Genomic DNA, 19318 nt, shown 5'->3' with positions numbered 1-19318 from the left:
CCTACGACACGCAGCAGATCAAGGACGGCTACTACGAGATCGCCAACGACGCGACGCTGATGGCGAAGGGTGCGATCATGGGTGCGCTGAACCTGTACCTCGACTTCATCAACATGTTCACCTCGATGCTGAATCTCTTCGGCGATCGTGAGTGAACGTCTGAGACGAGCCGGTAACGGCTTCTGAGACAGCGGAGGCCCTGCCCTAAAGGCGGGGCCTCTTGCATTTGTCGTCACGAACGCCCTCGCGAACCCCTGCCACTTGATGTAAGGAGCGGGCATCGAAAGGAAGTCGGCAGTGATGAGCAAGCTCGAACGCTTCTTCGGCCTCAAGGGCGAGGCGAAGATCCGCTATCTCGATGGCGAGTATCAGGTGCTGGGCGCCGGCGACTTCGTGCGCTGCGCCGTCACGGGCGACGTCATCGCCCTCACCGAGCTGAAGTACTGGAGCGTCGAGCGCCAGGAAGCCTATGCCACGCCCGAAATCGCCACGCGCCGCTTGCTGGGCGAGGGCTGAGGCGGCGCATCCAATGCGGCGTTCGCGGGCAATGGCGCGTGTAATGGCACGGCTGCGCGCGCTGGCTGGCGTGGGTACGCTCGGTGCGCTTGCGGTCTGCGGGGGTGCCGACGCGCAGGATCGCGCATCCCTCCTCCCCGCGACTTCCGCCGTTCCTCCGGCTTCGGCCGGACCGGCCAAGTCTGCCGCGAACAGTCTCGTGCTCAACGGCTTCACGCTGGCCGGCGAATTGACCCAGGGCGGGTGGCTGCGCGGCGTTGTTCCACGTGGAACGCGCGCGCTCGCGCTGGACGGGCAACCGCTGGCCTTAGCGCCCGACGGCCGCTTTCTGGCGGCGTTCGACCGCGATGCCGGGCCATCGGCAACCCTGACGGCGACGCTGGCGGATGGCCGGCAGGTTTCCGCGCCTCTGGCAATCGCGCCGCGCGCCTGGCAGATCGAGCATGTCGCGGTGGGCAAGCGGCCCGGCGCCGCGCCCAGCGCCGAGTTCGAGCGTCGTCGGCCGCTGGAGCTGGCGCAGATCAACACCGCGCGCGCGATGGACACGGGCGCGCAAGGGTGGACGCAGGATTTCATCTGGCCGGTGCGCGGGCGGATTTCCGGGCGGTTCGGCTCGCAGCGCATCTATCGCGGAGAACCGGGCGCCTACCATTCCGGATTGGACATCGCGCCGGGCGGCGGCGTGCCCTTTGTCGCCCCGGCCGATGGCGTGGTGATCCTGGCGGCGCAGGCGCCGTTCACGCTGGAAGGCAACCTGCTGATGATCGATCACGGCATGGGCCTCAACAGCGCCTTCCTCCACAGCGCCCGTCTGCTGGTGAAACAGGGCGACGTGGTGCGTCAGGGACAGGTACTGGGCCTCGTCGGCATGACCGGCCGCGCCACGGGGCCGCACCTTCACTGGAGCATCAAGTGGAAGGACCGCCGGCTCGATCCGCTGCTGTTCGTGGCGGGGGGCGGCGCGCGCTGATCCTCGGGGATTACTGGACCCGGCGCATCCGGATACCCGGCTGGCCATTCACGCTGACAAAGAAGCTGCCGAGCGCACCTTTCAGAATGTAGGCTTTCTGGCCGGCACGGGGGGAAATGGCGAAGTTGCGGGTGTCGGTCTGTTCCCAGGCCCCGCCTTCGACGAAGGCGATTCTGAGAACGCCACCGCGCCCATAGCTGACCGAAGAGACTTCCGTATCGATGCGCTTGAGTTCGTCTTCAGGCGAATCAGCGCTGCCACCAAGTCCGAACAGCCGCCCCACCGGCGCCGTGAAACCGAAAAGGCCTCGCTTGGCCTCCTGGATCGCGTTCTTGTCGGCGACCACGATTTCCTTGGTCTGTTCCGCCTGCTGCAGAATCGCGACCTGCCGGTCGAAGCAGGCGAGCCTGTTCGCGCTGTCCTCTATCGTGCGGCAGTCCATCAATTGCTGGAAAGCTGCCGGTTTCGCGCTTTCGGAGGGCTTTCCGTCGCGGGCCGTGACGGGCGAAATCGGACAAGCGAAAAGCGCGACCGTGGCCGCTGCCAGGGCGAGCCTTGATGAAAGCGGCATGGATTGCAAACCCCGATCCGTGGAGCAACCACCGTGAAGCGCACGGCTGCGTTGTGCAATCATATTATCATAAGATGCTGATATATAACAATATATGCTGTGAGGGGGTGTTGCAGAATGGTTACATCGGGTACAGATTTGAAACACTGAACGGCCACTTGGCTTTACTTCGCCCTGCCTGTTGCGCCACGCATGCACCATCTGGCCGTGAATTTGGGCGATCACTGTGGGGATACGCTCGGGGTACCGGCTTTGAAACGCGACGGACGTGATCGACGTTCCGTCAACCTTGTTTAAGGGGCTGAACCGAATGAAAACATTTTCGATGCTGAAGGCCGGCGTTGCGCCGACCGCCTTGAGCCTTGCGCTTGTGGCCGCGCCGGCGCTGGCGCAGGACGCCGCAGCTGGCACTCCGCAAGCCGGAGCGGATGATACGGCGGCTGCCCAGCCGATCGTCGTCACCGGTTCGCGCATTGCTTCGCCCAACCTCACCTCCGTCGCGCCGATCACGGCGGTTTCGCAGGATGAATTCAAGGCGCTCGGCACGACCAAGACCGAAGACCTGCTGAACTCGCTGCCGCAGGTGTTCGCTTCGCAGTCGTCGACTCTCTCGAACGGCGCCACCGGCACCGCCACGGTCGACCTTCGCGGCCTCGGGCCGTCGCGCACCCTGGTGCTGGTGAACGGCCGCCGCCTCATGCCGGGCGATCCGAACGCGCGCAGCTCGGCCGCCGACCTTAACAACATTCCGTCGTCGCTGGTGAAGCGCGTCGACGTGCTGACCGGCGGTGCTTCGTCCACCTACGGTGCCGATGCGGTTTCGGGCGTCGTCAACTTCATCATCGATACGGATTTCGAAGGCTTCCGCGTCGACACGAACTACGGCCTCTACCAGCACAGCAACGGCAACCAGCTGATCTCGCCGCTGCTGGGCGCCCGCAACTTCCCTGATCCCAAGGGCAATGCGGCCGATGGCCAGCAATTCGACGCGACGGTTTCCTTCGGCACCAAGTTCGGTGACGATCAGGGCCACATGACGGCCTACTTCGGCTACCGCAAGGTCAACCCCGTTCTCCAGGCCAACCGTGACTACAGCGCCTGCACCATTCAGAACACCGGTGCGCGCCTGACCAACCCGACGCGTCTGAATCCGGCTGCGCCCCTGCAGTGCGGCGGTTCGGCAACCTCGAACAACGCGATTCTTTTCGCCGACACGGGCAGCGGCCTGACCTCGACCCTGGCGTCGCTGGGCAACGGCACGGTCACGCCGGGCGCTGCCAACCGGTACAACTTCGCGCCGCTGAACTACTTCCAGCGCCCTGACGAGCGTTACACGGCCGGCGTCTTCGCCGACTACGAAATCAACCAGTCGATTCATCCGTACATGGAATTCATGTTCATGAACGACCGTACCGTGGCGCAGATCGCGCCGTCGGGCGATTTCGGCAACACCCTGACGATCAACTGCGACAACCCGCTGATGAGCGCGCAGCAGCGCTCGGTCATCTGCGCGCAGGACAACCTGATCGTTGGCAACGTCGGCAGCTATCCGCTGACCGCGACCAGCTATCGGTCGGTGTACGGCACCACGCCTCCCGGAGCGGTCAACTATATCGATCCGACCACGGGCGCGACCTACAACAAGGGGTTCTTCCAGCTTCTGCGTCGTAACGTCGAAGGCGGTCCGCGCATCAACGACCTGACCCACACGTCGTTCCGTGGCGTCATCGGCACCAAGGGCGATCTTGGCGAAGCGTGGTCCTATGACGTGTACTACCAGTACGGTCGCACCAACTATACGCAGGTCTACAGCAACGAGTTCTCGACCTCGCGTCTCGTCAGCGCGCTTGACGCGGTTGCCGGACCGGGCGGTACGGCGGTCTGCCGTGCGGCGCAGACTGGCGCCGATCCGAACTGCGTCCCCTACAACGTGTTCTCGGGCACGCCTTCGGCCGCGTCGATCAACTACGTCAGCTCCACCGGCTTCCAGTCGGGCTACACGTCCGAACAGGTTGCCAGCGGCTATATCTCGGGCGATCTTGGCAAGTACAACATCAAGGCGCCGTGGGCTTCGCAGGGTGTGAGCATCGTTCTCGGTGCCGAATACCGCAAGGAATCGCTGGATCTGAAGACCGACAACGCCTTCAGCACCGGCGATCTCACCGGTCAGGGCGCGCCGACGCTGCCGGTTTCGGGTTCCTACAAGGTGTCCGAGTTCTTCACCGAAGCGGAAGTTCCGCTGGTTCAGGACAGCTTCTTCTACAACCTGAGCCTGAGCGCCGGTTACCGTTATTCGCACTACTCGGTGTCGAACGGGAACAAGTACAACACCAACACCTACAAGTTTGGTGTCGACTTCGCGCCGATTTCGGACATTCGCTTCCGTGGCGCCTACAACCGCGCGGTTCGCGCTCCGAACATCCAGGAGCTGTTCGGTCCGCAGATCGTGGCGCTTGACGGCGTGACCGATCCTTGCGCGGGCAAGGTGCTGACCGCTGCCGACGTGGGTTGCCTTCTGCAGGGCCTGCGCGTTGGCCAGCGCGTCACCGCCAACCCGGCGGCGCAGTACAACGGCTTCATCGGCGGCAACCCGAACCTGCGTCCGGAAATCGCCACCACGAAGACGGCCGGTGTGGTCATTCAGCCGCACTGGGTGCGCAACCTTTCGCTGAGCGTCGATTACTACGACATCAAGGTGAAGGACGCGATCCAGGGCTTCGGTTCGGACGCCATCCTGGCTTCGTGCGTCAACGACGTGAACGCGTTTGCTTGCGGCCTTATCCACCGCAACGCCGCGGGTTCGCTGTGGCTGACCTCGGACGGCTTCGTCCAGAACCTGCCGACCAACATCGGTGGCGTTCAGACCAAGGGCTGGGACTTCAACTTCAACTACGCGCTTGAAGTGGGCAAGATGGGCCGCGTTTCGGCCAGCCTCGTGGGCACCGCGCTGACGAGCTACAAGGTCGATAACGGGCTCACCGCGCTGTATGATTGCGCGGGCTACTACGGACCGACCTGCGGCGTGCCGCAGCCCAAGTGGCGCCACAAGGCGCGCCTCACCTGGGCGATGCCGAACGGCATCACGCTGTCGGGCCAGTGGCGCTTCTACGGCGGCGTCGACGTCGAGTACAAGAACCCGAGCGCGTCGTTGAACAGCAACTACTACAACTTCAACTCGCATATCGGTTCGCAGAGCTACTTCGATCTGTCGCTCACCGCCCGTATCGGCAACCACTACACGTGGCGCCTGGGTGCGACGAACCTGTTCGACAAGGAGCCGCCGCTGGTTACCTCGGGCTCGGGTGCGTTCGGCGCCAGCGCCTGCAGCGGTACGTACTGCAACGGCAACACCTATCCGGGCGTGTACGACTCGCTCGGACGCTACATCTACACCGGCATCACGCTGGACTTCTGATCGGTTTCCGATCCGAATGATGAGGGTGGCGGCTTCCATCGGGAAGCCGCCACCTTTTTTACGTTTATGGACAGCGTGTCCTGAAGACGGCAGGATTTGATTGATGGCAGTTTCCGCTTCGCCCCAGACATTGCAGCAGATCGCGGCGCACGCGCGGGCGGGGCGCCTCGATGCCGCGGCTACGCTGGCGGCATCCGCGTGGGTTGCCCATGCGGGAGACCCGGTTCTGGCGGGATTGGCCGGCGCCGTCGAAATGCACCGTGGCCAATATGCACGGGCGGCGGACTATCTGACCGCGGCGTTGCGCGCGCGGCCGGATGATATCGCGGCACGCGCGAACCTTGCGGAATGCCTTTTCCGTACCGGCCGGGCCGCGGAAACGCTGCAGCTGTGCGATGCTCAATCCGCGCGGGGCGATCGCTCGCTGCGGCTTGCGCGTCTGGGTGGCGCGCTTGCCCAGGAAGCCGGCGATGCGCCGCGCGCGATCGAGCTGTACAGGATCGTCGTCGCCGAACAGCCCGAAGACTGGAGCACCTGGAACAACCTGGGCAATGCGCTGTCCGACGTCGGTGATCATCACGCGGCGACGGCGGCGTTGAAAAAGGCGCTGGCTCTTGCGCCGGATTCCCAGCCGATACGAGTAAACCTGGGCAATTCGTTGATGGAGGTGGGCGAGGTCAACGAGGCTGAAACCCTGTTGCGGGATGCCGCGCTGGCGGTGCCTGAGGATCCCGCGCCGCTACTGGCGCTGCACGGCCTCTATCGGCGCGCCGGATATGACACCGCCGCGTTCGAGGCCTTGCGCGATGCCGCCGGTCGTGCGCCGCAGGATGCGGCGCTGCAAAGCGAATTCGGGCTGGAGGCCGCCCGGATCAATCGCTACGAGGATGCGGAACGCGCCTACGAAACGTCCATAGCGATCGATAACGGACACGCCCCGGCTTATGTAGGGCTTGCCTCGGTATACGAGCGCGTCAATCGCGAGGCCGATCTGGAACCGCTGCGCGCGCGCGCGATCGCGGTGGGGATCGACGGTCCGCCCATCGATTTCATCGACGCGCTGCGCCTGAAGCGCGCGGGCCGCAACGACGATGCGCTGGTTGCGCTGGAGCGTGCCGGCGATGTCGTTTCCGGCGCCTGGCGCGAGCATTTGCGCGGGCTGATGCTGGACCGCCTGGGCCGTTATGACGAGGCGTTCGAGGCGTTCGAGGCAATGAACGCCTTCTGGCGCGACGATCCCAGCGATCCCACCGGCCGTGCGGCGAAATACCGCGGCGGCGTTGCCGCCAACACGGCGATCCTGACGGCGGATTGGGTCCGCACCTGGACGCCGTTCGATCCCGAGCCCGGTGATTATCCCGCGCCGATCTTCCTTGGCGGATTCCCGCGTTCCGGCACCACGCTGCTTGATACGATGCTGATGACCGACCCCACGACAGTGGTGCTGGAAGAGCAGCCCTTCATTGTGGAAATCGAGCAGGAACTGGGCGGGCTTGCCGGTATGGCGCAGGCGGACGCCGTGGTACTGGCGGCGGCGCGCGCGCGCTACTTCGAACGCGTTGCCGCGCATACCAGGCTGACGCCGGGCATGGTCATCGTCGACAAGCAGCCGCTCCATACCAATCAGGCGGCGGCGATCCACCGGCTTTTTCCCGAGGCGCGGTTCGTGCTTGCAATGCGCCACCCGTGCGATGTGCTGTTGAGCTGCTTCCTCACGAACTTCCGAACCAACAACGCGATGTCGAGCTTTCTCGATCTGCGGGATGCCGCCAGCCTCTATGACCTCACCTTCTCGCACTGGGAGAGGACGCTTGCGCTGTTCGACCTGCCTGTGCGGACGGTGGTTTACGAACGGCTGGTAGAGGATACGGCGCGCGAACTGCGTCCGCTGTTCGACTGGCTGGGCCTGGCCTGGCCGGAAGAGGGGCTCGACCACCGGGAGGCCGCGCGCGCGCGGGGCATGGTGTCGACCGCCAGTTATGCGCAAGTGGTCGAACCGGTGTACCAGCGCTCAGCGGGGCGCTGGAAGCGTTACGAGCGGCATCTGGCGCCGATCTTCGATACGATCCGGCCGTGGGTCGACCGGTTCGGCTATTCGCTGGACGACGGGCGCGTTCCCGAATGGCCGGCCTCGGCGGAGACGGCATCCGCATGATGCCTGCTGCGCCGGACCCCGGGCTTCTGGCGCAAGCCGATGCGCTTGTCCGGCAGGGCGATCTGCCTGGCGGGGCCGGCGTGCTGGAACAAGCGTTGTCCGGTGGCGGGGGGGCACCAGCGCATTGGCTGCAACTGGCCGGTTTGCGCCGGGCCATGCGTCAGCCGCGCCGTGCGCTGGACGCCGTCCAACAGGCGCTGGCGCTCGCGCCCCTGGATTTCCTGGCGCTGGTCCTGCGCGCCAGCCTGCTGGAGCAAATGGGCGATGACCACTGCGGGCAGGCCTGGGACGAAGCCTTGGCCCAGCGCCCCTCCGGCGATCTGGGAGCGACTCTGACGCCGGTCGTCACGGCCGGGGAAAAGGTCCGCGACGCATGGCTAAGGCAGCGCGAAGACATGATGCGCAACGCCATCCGGGCGCAGGAGACCGCCGCCGACGGCGATACCCTTTGGCGGATGAACCGGTTTCGCGACAACATCCTGCACAAGACGAAGGTGTTCCACAGCGAACCGACCCATTTCCATTATCCCGGGCTTGTGGAGCGGGAGTTTCATCCGCACGAACATTTTCCGTGGCTTTCGGATCTGGAAGCGGCAACGGACGCAATCCGCGAGGAAATGCGGACGGCGATGGCATCGGAACGGTCCGAACTGCTGCCTTACATCCAGTATCAGGACCATGAAGCGCTGGCGCAATGGCGGCCCCTGAACCGGAACAGGGACTGGACGGCCATCCATCTGTTGCGCCAGGGACAGGCCGTCGCGCAAAACGCCGGCCAATGCCCCGTGACGATGGAACTGCTGGGGCGCCTGCCGCAGCCGGACATCGCCGGCGCTTCTCCCAACGCGATGTTTTCGTTGCTGGCGCCCAACACGGCCATTCCCCCGCATGTGGGCGTGAACAATGCGCGCCTCGTCTGCCATCTGCCGCTGGTCGTGCCGGACGGTTGCTGGTTCCGCGTGGGTGCGGAAACGCGGTTCTGGCGCGAAGGCGAAGCCTTCGTCTTCGACGACACGATCGAGCATGAAGCGATGAATCCGTCGGATCGGCTGCGCGTCGTGCTGATCTTCGACGTCTGGCATCCCGGTTTGACCGAGCTGGAGCAAAGTGCTGTCAGTGCCGTGATCGCGACGGAGGTGGTCGATGCTCCGCGGCGCTCCGATCTGTGAGGGCTGAGGCGATGAGCGGCGGTTCAAGGCACGAGGCCGATGATCTTCTGGCGCTGGCATCGCGCGCGCTCGACAACCGGCAGGAGGCGCAGGTGGAGCCTGTGCTGGCAGCCTATGCGCGCGAACATCCGCGCGATGCCCGCGTTTTGCATTTCCTGGGCTTGCTGCGACGGGAACTCGATCGGCGCGAGGAGGCGCTGGAAGCGCTGCAGGCCGCCCGCCGCATCGCGCCCTCGGACGCGCGGCTGGCGCACGCGCTCGCGCATGTCTCGCTGGAAGCGGGGGTACCCGCCGTGCGCCTGTTCGAGCAGGCGATTGCGCTTGCGCCCTCCGATCCGGACCTGCGCCTGGGCCTCGCGTCGGCGCGTCTGGCGGAAGGGGACGGCGACCGGGCGCTCGACGAGCTTGGCACCTTGCTTTCGGGCAATGCCGGCTGGGTGGACGGGCACCGCCAGTTCGCCCAGCTGGCCATGCTTGTCGGCCGGGCGGATTCGGCCCTGGCCAGCATCGACCGCGCGCTGACCGTTCACCCGCGGGCGGAAGTATTGCACGTGCTTGCCATCGACCTGCTTTCCGACGGGGAACGATATGCGGAGGGGCTTGTCGCGGTCGATCGGGCGCTGGCCCGGTGTGCCGCCACACCCACCTTGCTGTTGCGCCGGGCGGCGCTGCTGGACGATCTGGGTGACCACGGCTCCGCCGCGGCGGTATTCGACCGGCTGGGGCAGGGCACGGAACCCGAACATGCCATCTGGCGCACGCGTCATCTCTTGCGGACAGGGCAGGTTGGGCAAGCCTGCGCGGAAATCGAACCATGGCTGGACAAGGCCGGTGCGGAGGCCTTCTGGCCCTACGCGTCGCTCGCGTGGCGTCTGGCAGGCGATGCGAGGGCGGAATGGCTCGAAGGCCAGCCGGGCCTGATAACGGTGTACGACCTGCCGTGCGATGCCGCCGCGATGCATTCGCTGAAGCGCGAACTGGAAATGCTGCACGCGCGGGCGGGGCGCTTCATGAACCAGTCCGTGCGCAAGGGCACCCAGACGGACGGCCCCCTGTTCGCGCGGATCGATTCCGGGATCTCGGCCTTGCGGGAAAAGGTGCGCGCCGCGGTCGCCGATCACGTGCGGGGGCTGGGGGCATCCGATCCCCGCCATCCCGTTCTGGCGCAATCACGCGAACATGACCCCCGCTTCGCCGGCAGCTGGTCCGTCCGCTTGCGCGACGCCGGGTTCCATGAAAGCCACCATCATCCGCAAGGCTGGATCAGCGGCGTGTTCTACGTCTCGCTGCCGGAAGCCTTGCCCGAGGACGATGGCTGCCTTGTTCTCGGCGAGGCTCCCGCATCTCTGAAGCTGGGTCTTGCGCCCATCAAGGTGATAAAGCCGGTGCCGGGCCGACTTGTGCTGTTTCCGTCACAGATGTGGCATTCGACACGCCCCTTTCTCACCGGCGACCGGCTAACGGTGGCATTCGACATAAAAAGGTGACATCATCGGGGCATAGCACTTCATCGCTGCCCGTGCCGGGTACGATGGATTTTGAACGGGTGTGAAATGCTGTTTACCATCATTGCCGGGACAGTTCTGACGATAACCGCACAAGCCGCCACGGCCACACCAGCCAACGCGGACGCGGATACGGACCCGATGGTGTGTCAGAAGGTTCCGGAACTGGGCTCGCGCATACGAGCCAAGCGTATCTGCATGCGGAAGAGCGAATGGGAAGCCCAGCGCCGGTCCGACAAGATGCTGATCGATCGGTCGCAGACGCAACAGCGGCTGGATGGCGGCGGCTAAACCGGGCCGGCGTCTTCTTTCAAGCCACCGTCCGCGCGCCGTCCTCTGATCAATCCACCACGCGCCAGAACCGCAGGTGCGAACCCGGCGCGGGATCGATCGGTTGCAGCCACGCGGGCGGCTTGCCCTTCAGCAGGCGCGCGGCGAGCCCGTCCGGGGCTGCGTCGGCGTAATACTGCGGCTCGTTGATGTCGGGACAGAGCACGACCATCGTCGCGTGGCGGCGGCGGACGATCGCGTGCGCCTGTTCGGGCGTGCCGATAAAGGCATCGATCACGTCGCGCATGGCCGCCGATCCGCGGTGGTGGCCGGTAGCGATCACGCGGTGGCGTGAATAGACCAGCAGATTGGGACCAATGTCGAGCGGCGCGAACAGGTCGGTCGGGGGCAGCCTGTCGAGCGCCCTGGCAGCCTGCGCATATTGGCAGCGGGTGACGTGGAAGGCGGTGTCCGGCTTGTCGTGGCCGGCGGGGCTCCACGCGTTCCACAGGAACACGGGCAGCGCGGGCAGCAGCACCACGGCGGCGGCGGCGTAGCCCGCGATGCGCGCGGAAACGCCGCGTGTACGCAAGGCCGTGATGCCATCGCGCACCAGCGCGGCGACCGGCACGGCGGCAAAGACGCAGGCGGTGCCCGAAGCGCGCGCGACCAGCAGGCCCACGCCATAGGCGCCCAGCAGCACGAGCAGGAGATCAAGCCACAGCAGCCGTTCCGGCGCGGAGGAGGCGCGGCGCCAGTACCACGCCGTCGCCAGCAGGCCGAACAGCGGGGTGAAGATCATCGTCACCGCGTTCAGCGGCGGCATGTTCCACACCGGCAGGCCTTCCTTGACCGCGCTGTACCAGTATTTACGGACGACAGGGTCCATTTCCGCGAACGCGCCGGTGCCGCATTGCGGGGCGACCAGCAGCAACAGGCCGAGCGCGCCCGCGCCGATCACCGCCAGCGCGCCGATCTGCAGCACCAGCGGGCGCGGCGCGGCCAGGCGCAGCGCGTTGGCGCCGATGGCGCCCCAGACAAACACCGCGAGATGCACCGGCGATATCGCATCGCAATGGTTGATCGGGTCGAGCAGGCCGCGCGTGCCCAGGAACAGGGCGATCGAGCCGAGCGCCAGCGCGGTGGCGGCATGGGCCAGCCAGGCGTGGCGTTCGCCGGGGTTGCGCAGGCCGCGTAGCGCGCACACGCCCAGGAACAGCGCGGCGACCGGTAGTCCTTCGATCGAGATCGCCAGTTGCGCCGCCAGCGCGAGGCCGACCACCGTGCCCCCGCGCCGCGCATCGCGCGCGGTCAGGCCGTTGAAGGCCGCCAGCGCCAGCACGATCTGCCAGCCGTGGTGATCGATGCGCATCGGCATGAACTGGAACAGCACGGGGCTCGCGATCGCGCCGACCAGGCAGGCGATGCCGGCCACTTCCTGATCGAACAGCCGCACGGCTAGGCGCGCGATCAGCAGCAGCGCGCAGAGCAGCGTCAGCAACGGCACGGCGACCAGTGCGACCGTCTCTGCTCCAGCGGCGCCCACCAGCGGGCGCAGCAGCAGGATCAGGCCGGCAATCGGTATATCGACCAGCCGCGACCAGTGCATCGGCACGCCTTCGGGCGCGGCGACGCGATACTGGTGGACGTCGAACCAGTTTTGCCCGCCCAGCAGATCGCGCACTTCCAGCAGCCGCAGCGCATCGTCCGGATCGGCGAAGCGCATCGTGGCGATCGCGGTGCGCGTGGCGGTGAACAGGATGACGCACAGCACGAGCCATACAAGCACGGCGCGGACCACGGTCGGCCAGCCGAAGCCGGATATGCCGCCGGCCGTCGTCCCGCCACGGATCGCGCCCGTGGTCGGTAACAGGCCCCGGCCGGGGATGGCGGCTTTGAAACCCGGTCCGTTCACCGGAAGACGACCCGCTTGCGCAGGAGCCACGTGGTGGCGAAGCTGGCGACGATGGCGGTAACCTTGGCGACGCGCGGATCGATCCCGACCGCCGTGAACGCGCCGACGATCACCGTCGTCAGCCCCAGCCCGATCAGGGCGGAAACGACGAACATGGCCTTTTGGCGCGTTCGTGCGGGACCAGCCATCGCCACCTGGTCCGCGAAAACCTTGCGGCTGGACAGCAGCCAGTGGGCCGCGATGCCGAAGGTATAGCCGATGGCCGAAGCCGCAATGGCGGGAAGGCCGGCTTCGAGCAGGGCCAGGAAACATCCCATGTCCACCGCCAGCGCGCCGATGCTGGCCAGCAGGTAACGCACCAGCGTTGCCTGCCGCAGGCGATGGAACAGCGGAAGCACGACCTCGGTCATCGATGGCGATCCTTCAGGCGGGCGCGGCGAACAGGACGGGGCGATCAGGACGGGGCGATCAGGCGGCGCGGCGGCCGGGCTTGCCCGAGACGGGTGCTTCCGCGGTGGCGGGGATGCGTTCCGGCACATCGCGCACCGATGCGAGCGCGGCGGCCTGATCCTCGCTCAGCGGCGCGCGGCCGGCGGGCAGCGCCTGCTGTTCGCCTTCGTCGCCCGCCTCGTGGTATTCGGCGTCCTCGTTCACGCACCAGATGTCATAGACACGGCGTTCGGCGATGATGTTTTCGACCGTGAGCATCGCGGTCATCATCGCGTGATCCTGGTTGTTGTAACGGTGCATCCCGTTGCGGCCCACAAGGTGCAGCGTGGGATAGGCCGCTTCCAGTTCGGCCCGCATCGCGGCGACATTGGCGGCATATTCGTCGTCATAGACCGGATAGGCCTTTTCCTGGCGCACGACCACGCCGCCGATGACCTGTTCGGGGCGGACAAGGCCAAGAATGGCCATTTCCTTCGTCGCCAGTGCGATCAGCGCCTCGTCCGACGCGGCCCAGAGGTCGTCGCCTTCGAAGCAGAAGTATTCGAGGCCGACGCAGGCGACCGATTCGTCCGGCACCATCTCGGGCGACCACGAACGGAAGTTCTGGATGCGGCCGACCTTCACCTTGCTGTCGTGGATGTAGATCCAGTTGTCGGGGAACAGGTCTTCCGAACGGATCTTCAGGGCGACGGTGAGGAAATCGCGATAGCGCAGCCGGTTGGCTTCCAGCGTGGTGGCGGGCAGCGGATGCAGGCGCGTGGCCAGTTCGCGCATCGGCGCGGAACTGATCGCATGGCGGGCGCGGATCAGCGTTTCGCCCTGCACCGTGCCATCGGCGTCGACGCGGGTGGCGGAAAGGCGCCAGCCACCCTGGCCATCGCTGGCCAGCTGCTTCATCGCGTGGCCCATCAGCACATGGCTGCCCGCAGCGACAACCTTGTCGCGCGCGGCTTCCCACATCATGCCGGGGCCGAGGCGCGGATAGCGGAACGTTTCCAGCAGGGTCTTGGTCTGCATGCCGTCATTCGGCCGCTTGTTCAGCCCCAGACTGCGCTTGAGGCCATCAAGCACCGCGGCGCCCAGCGACAGGCCCTTGATGCGCTGGGCGGCCCAGTCGGCGCTCATCTCGTCACAGGGCATGCCCCAGACCTTCTCGGTATAGGTCTTGAAGAAGATCGAATAGAGCTTCCAGCCGAACTGGTTGGTGGTCCAGTCCTCGAAGCTTTTGACCATCTTTTTCGGGAAGGCCTTGGCCTTGGCGAAGCTGGCCATGCACAGCGTGGAGCGCACGATGCCGAGGTTCCACAGCGCCTCGAACGCACGCAGCGGATAGCTGTAGAACTTGCCCTCGTAGTAGATGCGGCTCATGCGCGGGCGCTGGATGAAATCGTCGGGCAGGATCTCGTTCCACAGGTCGACGACCTGCTTGCTTTTCGAGAAGAAGCGGTGCCCGCCAATGTCGAAGCGATAGCCGTCGTGTTCGACGGTGCGGCTGATGCCACCGACGTAGCGCGTGTCCTTTTCGATCACGGCCACGCTGTAGCCCTGCTTGGAAAGAAGATATCCGGCGGTGAGTCCGGCGGGTCCGGCACCGATGATCGCGACATCGACATCGTATTGCTGGCTGGAACCAACCGAAGGGCACCCTACGTTAACCATCATATTTCCCCGTCCACGCGGTTTCTCTGCCACAGGAAATGAAGGAAATTGGCTAAGGGGTAGTTAACGACCCCTCCGAAACGGGAGGGTTCACCGCGCGAATTTCTCAGCCCGCGCGGCTGGCCGAATCGCCGCTGTCGGGCGCCTGCTGCGCATCCGGGGCCGGCTGCAGCGTGGCGGAAATGCGCGCCAGTTCATCGAGCTTGAAGGTCTGCTCGAACAGCAGGCCGTAATGCGGGTGATTGCGCCAGCGGACCTTGGCGTAGATCGGCGGCAGCGCGCTTGTTTCGATCCGCACCAGCTCGTTGATGAGCAGCCACTTCTCGCTTTCGATGCGCGCGCCCTGCTGCGAGATGTTGTCGAACGAAACCGGGACTGTTTCCCCGCCCGAATAGAGCAGACCCTCAAGCGCGATGCGCAGCCGCACCTGCCGCTTGGCGTGGTTGCCCTGGTTCTCGTGGAGCAGCCGCTCGACGTCGATGGTTTCCACAAAGCGCACGCCAACGTGGTCGTCGGCGGCCCATACCACTTCGATCGGATAGCGTTCGCCACTGCCCAGTTCGACCATCAGCGATTTGTGCTCGGGCAGCGGCGTGAACAGGCGAACCTTGAGGCCGGTGGCCGAAGCGTCGCGGATGATGCACAGAAACTCGCGGCCATCGGCGATCAGCTTGGCGGCGCGGATCAGCAGCGTGAAGCGGGGGGCGGCGCGCAGTTCGGCGCCGACAGGCAGGGTCTGCATGTCCTGACGCGGAGGCGTCGGCAGATCGTGTTCCTGGGCCAAGCCCTGTCCCCTTGTACGCTATCTGTTGGTATTCGCGCCGGGCGCACAGGCGCCCTGACCGACGAGTTCAATAGCGTGCAAAGTCTTTCCGGGCGGTTACCATGACGCCGTTCGATCCCAGATTATTTCATCAGCACAATTACCTAGGCGGATGAAATATCTCGGAAATGGTGCGGACAGCGGGACTCGAACCCGCACGGGCTATGCCCAAGGGATTTTAAGTCCCCTGCGTCTACCATTCCGCCACGTCCGCCGAATGGGTGATGGAGCGATTGGCACAACGGCACCACCGCCGCAATGCAGTCCGCCGATTATGTTCGGGAGGAGCGGGTTTGCTGGAAGCCGGTCCGGCGTCGCTGGATCGCGCGCCGGACCATGCTTCATCCGGTCCGGCCGGGTCAGTCCGCGTTAAGGCGCTGGCGCATTTCCTTGCCGGGCTTGAAATAGGGCACGCGCTTGTCCGGCACGTCCACCGCTTCGCCGGTGCGCGGATTGCGGCCCTTGCGGGCTTCCCGTTCCCGCGTGGAAAAGGCGCCGAAACCGCGCAGTTCCACCCGGCCGCCTTCGGCAAGGCGCTTGGCGATCTCGTCGAAGAACACGTCGACGACCCGCTCGATTTCCTCGGCACGGAGACCGGGGCTTTCCCGCCCCAGTTCCTGCAGCAATTCAGACCTGATCATACCTACCCTCCGCCGATGCCTGACGGCATCCCCAAGAAGAAAGCGAAACCGCTTTCCCGCGTCATATCGACCCCCATCGATGACGTGGTCGGGGATTTTGCCAGACAGCGCGTTGCTGCACAATCTATCGATTGTGAGGGAACCGTTGCGAAATGGTGCTATTTGACCGATTCAGGGGCGTTTTCATGCAATAAAGCGTCCGCATCCAGCCCCAACCGCCGGATTCGGCTGGCGATGTGGGGCCATTCGTCGCTCAGGAAGGCCTGCCGTTCGCGTTCGAGCAGGATTCGCGCCGCGCCCGGAGCGACGAACATGCCGATCCCGCGCTGCACATGAACGAGCCCTTCGTCCTGGAACTGCTGGTAGGCCTTGGCTACTGTCAGCGGGTTGGCGCCCTGCTCGGCGGCAAACGCGCGGACGGACGGCAGCATGGCCCCATCCGGGTAGCGGCCTTCGATAATGGCGGCGGCGATCTGGTCGCGCAACTTGAGGTAGACGGGGCGGCTGGCCATGCTCATGGTGATCTAGTGGCATAATACAGCTTGGCACGCAAACGGTATGCGGCGGGCGTTCTGTGCACTTTTCCAGCGCAATATTATGTCGCGCATCACCGGTTCGCGCGCGGCGTGTGCGGAGGCGGCCGGTTGCGCGCCGCATGATCGTGTCGAACTGGTTTCGCGTGCGATTAGTTTCTTCTCTTGCCGGCATTTGACGCTAGTTTGCGCGCCATGGACGACGCCGGCGCCGCGCCGCGGCCGGCGCCCCGACGGTTTGTGGAGAGCATTGCCCCGATGACAGTTTCACACGATGCGCCGCCGCCCGTTTCCGGTACGGCGGATGCCAGCTGGTTCGGCCATCCCCGCCAGCTCGCCCGCCTGTTCACGACCGAGGCGATGGAGCGGTTCGGCTACTACGGCATGCGCGCGCTGCTGACGCTCTATCTCGCGCAGCATTTCCTGTTCAGTGATACCACGACGACCGGCATCTATGGCGGCTTCACCGCGCTGGTCTATCTCACCCCGTTGATTGGCGGCTTGATGGCCGACCGCTTTCTCGGCTCCAAGCGCTCGGTCAAGTTCGGCGCGATCCTGATGAGCCTGGGTTATGTCGTGCTGTGCCTCTCCAGCAGCGGCGGCGCGGCCAAGCCCTTCGCGCTGATCGATGGGCAGCGCTATGAAGTAACGGTTTCCGGGACCGGCGATGCCCGCAAGCAGTATGTCAGCGATCAGGGCGCGGCGCTGCAGATCAAGGGCAACGAAGACAAGTCGATCTCGCTGTTGCGCGCCGACGGCAGCGAGGCGCGCCGCATCGCTCCCGGCAAGTTCGAACCGGGCGGCGAACGCTCCGCGCTCTTCACCTTCTTCCTGATCCTCGGTCTAGCGCTTGTCACGGTCGGCAATGGCTTCTTCAAGCCCAATATCGCCACCATCGTGGGGGAACTCTATGCGCAGGGCGACCTGCGGCGTGATGCCGGCTTCACCATCTTCTACATGGGCATCAACCTCGGCTCGCTGTTCTCGCAGATCCTGTGCCCGCTGCTGGCCGTCGGCATGGGCTCATGGGGTGGGCTGGGCTGGTGGGCGGGCTTTGCGCTTGCCGCGGCCGGCATGGGAGTCGCGTGGCTGCTGTTCCAGTTCGATGGCGGCAAGCTCGATGGCTTCGGCGAACGGCCGGCGGACGCCGACCCGTCGCGCGATGCCCTGGTCTATATCGGCGCACTGGCGGCGGTGCCGCTGGCATATCTGCTGTTCGCCAATCTCATGGCCTATGTGAAGCCGCCCGAAAGCGCCGGCCTGCTGGGCTATATCGCCAGCCTGCCGATCATGGGCAAAATCATGTTCGGCACGTTCCTCGTCGCCGTGCCCGGCATCCTGTTCTGGTCGTGGCGTAACGGCGATGCGCGCGAGTTCCAGATGATGGTTGCGGCCATGGTGCTCATCACTTTCAACACGGTGTTCTGGACGCTGTTCGAGCAGGCGGGCTCCTCGCTCACGTTGTTTGCCGATCGCAACACCGACATGAGCGTATTCGGCCTGTTTTCGATCACCGCCGGGCAGACGCAGTTCTTCAATGCCTTCTTCATCGTGGCGCTCGCGCCGCTGTTCTCGATGATGTGGGGCGCCCTTTCCCGGCGCGGACTGGAACCGGGCATCCCGGTCAAGTTCGGCATAGCGCTGATCGGCGTGGGCCTGGGTTTTCTGTTCCTGGTCTGGGGCGCGCAGTTTGCCGATGGCAACTTCAAGGTCGGGCTGTGGTGGCTCGCCGGGCTCTACCTGATCCATTCGATGGCGGAACTGTGCATTTCGCCAGTGGGCCTATCGATGGTCACCAAGCTTTCGATCGCGCGTATCGTGGGCATGATGATGGGAACCTGGTATCTTTCCATCGCGGTCGCGCAGTATGTTGCAGGTGTTGTCGCGCAGTTCGCCAGTGTCGAGACGGTGGGCGGCGAGGTGACCAATCTCAAGGTCAGCCTTGAGACCTATGTCGGTGTGTTCCAGACCATCGGCGAAGTTTCGGCTGTCATCGGCGTGGTCCTGCTGCTGCTGGCCGTGCCGCTCAAGCGACTGATGCACGGGGTGCAGTAAGGGACAGTGGGGATAACGGTGGGGAAACGCATGACGCGGCGAATGGGAAGAACGGTGGGGCACGCCCTGGCAGGCCTGGCGCTGGCGCTGGCTCTGCCCTTGGGCACCAGCGCCGGGCTGGCGAAATCGAAGGACGAGAAGACCGCGCCCGCGCCCGCCTGGAATGAAAATCCCTACCCCTCCACCTATCGCGCCTATCCGGGCGAGCCGGTCGCCATCGTCGGCGCGACGGTGTTCGATGGTGCCGGCGGGCGGATCGACAACGGCACCGTGCTGGTCGCCGACGGCAAGGTCCAGGCGGTCGGCGATGCCGCGCTGGCGGTGCCGGCCACCTATCGCCGGATCGATGGCACGGGCAAGTTCGTGACGCCGGGCGTGATCGACATTCACAGCCACCTGGGCGTCTATCCCAGCCCCGGGGTCGATGCCCATCAGGACGGCAACGAGATGACCAGCCCGACCACGCCGCAGGTCTGGGCCGAACACAGCGTCTGGCCGCAGGACCCCGGCTTTTCGCGCGCGCTGGCCAACGGCGGCGTCACCACGCTGCAGATCCTGCCGGGATCGGCCAACCTGATCGGCGGGCGTTCTGTCGTGCTCAAGAACGTGCCATCGCGCACGGTGCAGGGCATGAAGTTTCCCGATGCGCCCTATGGCATGAAGATGGCCTG

Annotated in this window: 16 protein-coding genes, 1 tRNA gene and 1 pseudogene; 10 read left to right on the top strand and 8 right to left on the bottom strand. The window is 65.4% G+C overall.

Annotated features, from left to right (window positions below; genetic code table 11):
• From B3547_RS00850 to B3547_RS00840, 3 genes are all read left to right on the top strand, one after another.
• Positions 1 to 155 (top strand): Bax inhibitor-1 family protein (locus B3547_RS00850; RefSeq protein ID WP_292959607.1); only part of this gene is annotated, 155 nt, incomplete at its 5' end.
• 145 nt (positions 156 to 300) lie between these two features.
• Positions 301 to 516, top strand: a complete 216-nt coding sequence (locus tag B3547_RS00845) for a DUF2093 domain-containing protein (protein ID WP_292959606.1) — start codon at positions 301 to 303, stop codon at positions 514 to 516.
• Between the two features lie 43 nt (positions 517 to 559).
• Complete coding sequence (locus tag B3547_RS00840) at positions 560 to 1486, top strand: M23 family metallopeptidase (RefSeq protein ID WP_292959605.1); 927 nt, start codon at positions 560 to 562, stop codon at positions 1484 to 1486.
• Between the two features lie 10 nt (positions 1487 to 1496).
• Here B3547_RS00840 and B3547_RS00835 read toward each other — a convergent pair whose 3' ends face one another.
• Entirely contained in the window at positions 1497 to 2120 is a 624-nt protein-coding gene (locus tag B3547_RS00835) for a hypothetical protein (RefSeq protein WP_292959604.1), read from the bottom strand.
• A gap of 247 nt (positions 2121 to 2367) precedes the next feature.
• Between B3547_RS00835 and B3547_RS00830 the strand changes: the two genes are divergently transcribed.
• From B3547_RS00830 to B3547_RS00810, 5 genes are all read left to right on the top strand, one after another.
• Complete coding sequence (locus B3547_RS00830) at positions 2368 to 5472, top strand: TonB-dependent receptor domain-containing protein (protein ID WP_292959603.1); 3105 nt, start codon at positions 2368 to 2370, stop codon at positions 5470 to 5472.
• Positions 5473 to 5575: 103 nt separating this feature from the next.
• On the top strand, positions 5576 to 7627 hold the full coding sequence (locus tag B3547_RS00825; protein ID WP_292959602.1) for a tetratricopeptide repeat-containing sulfotransferase family protein: 2052 nt from the start codon (positions 5576 to 5578) through the stop codon (positions 7625 to 7627).
• A complete protein-coding gene (locus B3547_RS00820) occupies positions 7594 to 8796 on the top strand; it encodes an aspartyl/asparaginyl beta-hydroxylase domain-containing protein (protein WP_292959601.1) in 1203 nt (400 codons plus the stop codon). Before B3547_RS00825 ends, B3547_RS00820 begins: the two co-directional genes overlap by 34 nt.
• An 11-nt stretch (positions 8797 to 8807) precedes the next feature.
• Positions 8808 to 10283 (top strand): 2OG-Fe(II) oxygenase family protein, encoded by a 1476-nt coding sequence (locus B3547_RS00815; protein ID WP_292959600.1) that lies wholly within the window; start codon positions 8808 to 8810, stop codon positions 10281 to 10283.
• Between the two features lie 66 nt (positions 10284 to 10349).
• Positions 10350 to 10592, top strand: a complete 243-nt coding sequence (locus B3547_RS00810) for a hypothetical protein (protein WP_292959599.1) — start codon at positions 10350 to 10352, stop codon at positions 10590 to 10592.
• Between the two features lie 49 nt (positions 10593 to 10641).
• Here B3547_RS00810 and B3547_RS00805 read toward each other — a convergent pair whose 3' ends face one another.
• The 7 genes from B3547_RS00805 to B3547_RS00775 all read right to left on the bottom strand — a co-directional run bounded on the left by B3547_RS00805 (position 10642) and on the right by B3547_RS00775 (position 16577).
• A complete protein-coding gene (locus tag B3547_RS00805) occupies positions 10642 to 12486 on the bottom strand; it encodes a hypothetical protein (RefSeq protein WP_292959598.1) in 1845 nt (614 codons plus the stop codon).
• Positions 12483 to 12896, bottom strand: a complete 414-nt coding sequence (locus B3547_RS00800; protein ID WP_125954284.1) for a GtrA family protein — start codon at positions 12894 to 12896, stop codon at positions 12483 to 12485. Before B3547_RS00800 ends, B3547_RS00805 begins: the two co-directional genes overlap by 4 nt.
• A 58-nt stretch (positions 12897 to 12954) precedes the next feature.
• Positions 12955 to 14598, bottom strand: coding sequence for an NAD(P)/FAD-dependent oxidoreductase (locus B3547_RS00795; RefSeq protein ID WP_292959597.1), 1644 nt, complete (start codon positions 14596 to 14598; stop codon positions 12955 to 12957).
• 103 nt (positions 14599 to 14701) lie between these two features.
• On the bottom strand, positions 14702 to 15379 hold the full coding sequence (locus tag B3547_RS00790) for a PilZ domain-containing protein (RefSeq protein WP_223806700.1): 678 nt from the start codon (positions 15377 to 15379) through the stop codon (positions 14702 to 14704).
• 168 nt (positions 15380 to 15547) lie between these two features.
• Positions 15548 to 15632: transfer RNA gene (locus tag B3547_RS00785), tRNA-Leu, on the bottom strand.
• Between the two features lie 145 nt (positions 15633 to 15777).
• Positions 15778 to 16059, bottom strand: a complete 282-nt coding sequence (locus tag B3547_RS00780; RefSeq protein WP_124810079.1) for an integration host factor subunit beta — start codon at positions 16057 to 16059, stop codon at positions 15778 to 15780.
• 158 nt (positions 16060 to 16217) lie between these two features.
• A complete protein-coding gene (locus B3547_RS00775) occupies positions 16218 to 16577 on the bottom strand; it encodes a GntR family transcriptional regulator (protein ID WP_125954285.1) in 360 nt (119 codons plus the stop codon).
• Between the two features lie 273 nt (positions 16578 to 16850).
• On the opposite strand from B3547_RS00775, the gene B3547_RS00770 reads away from it, so the two are divergent.
• Complete coding sequence (locus B3547_RS00770) at positions 16851 to 18647, top strand: peptide MFS transporter (RefSeq protein WP_292959596.1); 1797 nt, start codon at positions 16851 to 16853, stop codon at positions 18645 to 18647.
• 42 nt (positions 18648 to 18689) lie between these two features.
• Positions 18690 to 19318, top strand: a pseudogene (locus B3547_RS00765) (amidohydrolase); the annotation flags it as partial.

The sequence above is a fragment of the Novosphingobium sp. UBA1939 genome (assembly GCF_002336885.1).
Classification (GTDB): Bacteria; Pseudomonadota; Alphaproteobacteria; order Sphingomonadales; family Sphingomonadaceae; genus Novosphingobium.
This window is presented reverse-complemented; position numbering and strand designations above follow the sequence as displayed.

What these genes read in the sequence shown, in the direction of transcription:
- B3547_RS00830 (WP_292959603.1), top strand. Translation starts at nt 2,368, where the DNA reads ATGAAAACATTTTCGATGCTGAAGGCCGGCGTTGCGCCGACCGCCTTG.
- B3547_RS00835 (WP_292959604.1), bottom strand. Translation starts at nt 2,120, where the DNA reads ATGATTGCACAACGCAGCCGTGCGCTTCACGGTGGTTGCTCCACGGAT.
- B3547_RS00820 (WP_292959601.1), top strand. Translation starts at nt 7,594, where the DNA reads ATGGCCGGCCTCGGCGGAGACGGCATCCGCATGATGCCTGCTGCGCCG.
- B3547_RS00770 (WP_292959596.1), top strand. Translation starts at nt 16,851, where the DNA reads ATGACAGTTTCACACGATGCGCCGCCGCCCGTTTCCGGTACGGCGGAT.
- B3547_RS00845 (WP_292959606.1), top strand. Translation starts at nt 301, where the DNA reads ATGAGCAAGCTCGAACGCTTCTTCGGCCTCAAGGGCGAGGCGAAGATC.
- B3547_RS00815 (WP_292959600.1), top strand. Translation starts at nt 8,808, where the DNA reads ATGAGCGGCGGTTCAAGGCACGAGGCCGATGATCTTCTGGCGCTGGCA.
- B3547_RS00810 (WP_292959599.1), top strand. Translation starts at nt 10,350, where the DNA reads ATGCTGTTTACCATCATTGCCGGGACAGTTCTGACGATAACCGCACAA.
- B3547_RS00795 (WP_292959597.1), bottom strand. Translation starts at nt 14,598, where the DNA reads ATGATGGTTAACGTAGGGTGCCCTTCGGTTGGTTCCAGCCAGCAATAC.
- B3547_RS00800 (WP_125954284.1), bottom strand. Translation starts at nt 12,896, where the DNA reads ATGACCGAGGTCGTGCTTCCGCTGTTCCATCGCCTGCGGCAGGCAACG.
- B3547_RS00840 (WP_292959605.1), top strand. Translation starts at nt 560, where the DNA reads ATGGCACGGCTGCGCGCGCTGGCTGGCGTGGGTACGCTCGGTGCGCTT.
- B3547_RS00780 (WP_124810079.1), bottom strand. Translation starts at nt 16,059, where the DNA reads ATGATCAGGTCTGAATTGCTGCAGGAACTGGGGCGGGAAAGCCCCGGT.
- B3547_RS00825 (WP_292959602.1), top strand. Translation starts at nt 5,576, where the DNA reads ATGGCAGTTTCCGCTTCGCCCCAGACATTGCAGCAGATCGCGGCGCAC.
- B3547_RS00775 (WP_125954285.1), bottom strand. Translation starts at nt 16,577, where the DNA reads ATGAGCATGGCCAGCCGCCCCGTCTACCTCAAGTTGCGCGACCAGATC.